Here is a 420-nt window from a genome sequence, read left to right as displayed (position 1 = left end):
CTGTGGTAGTCGCTGCCCGCTACGTATGCACGTCGTGGACGGTGAAATCAAATATGTTGAAACGGATAATACTGGCGATGACAACTATGACGGCCTGCACCAGGTGCGCGCCTGTCTGCGTGGTCGTTCCATGCGTCGCCGCGTTTACAATCCCGACCGCCTGAAATATCCGATGAAACGAGTCGGGGCGCGCGGTGAAGGCAAATTCGAGCGCATTAGCTGGGAAGAAGCCTACGACATCATCGCGACCAATATGCAGCGCCTGATCAAAGAGTACGGCAACGAATCCATCTATCTGAACTATGGCACCGGTACGCTGGGTGGCACCATGACCCGCTCCTGGCCGCCGGGAAATACCCTGGTCGCGCGCCTGATGAACTGCTGCGGCGGTTATCTGAACCATTACGGTGACTACTCTTC

General features: G+C 56.4%; 1 protein-coding gene. It reads left to right on the top strand.

Annotated features, from left to right (window positions below):
• Positions 1 to 34: 34 nt before the first annotated feature.
• Positions 35 to 420, top strand: a 386-nt coding sequence (locus tag K9U41_RS23420) for a molybdopterin-dependent oxidoreductase (protein WP_282643226.1), incomplete at its 3' end; no start/stop codon positions are given.

Source organism: Xanthobacter autotrophicus (genome assembly GCF_029991245.1).
Taxonomy (GTDB): domain Bacteria; phylum Pseudomonadota; class Alphaproteobacteria; order Rhizobiales; family Xanthobacteraceae; genus Xanthobacter; species Xanthobacter autotrophicus_C.
Note: the sequence above shows the minus strand (reverse complement) of the source record. Positions and strands in the feature narration are given on the sequence as shown.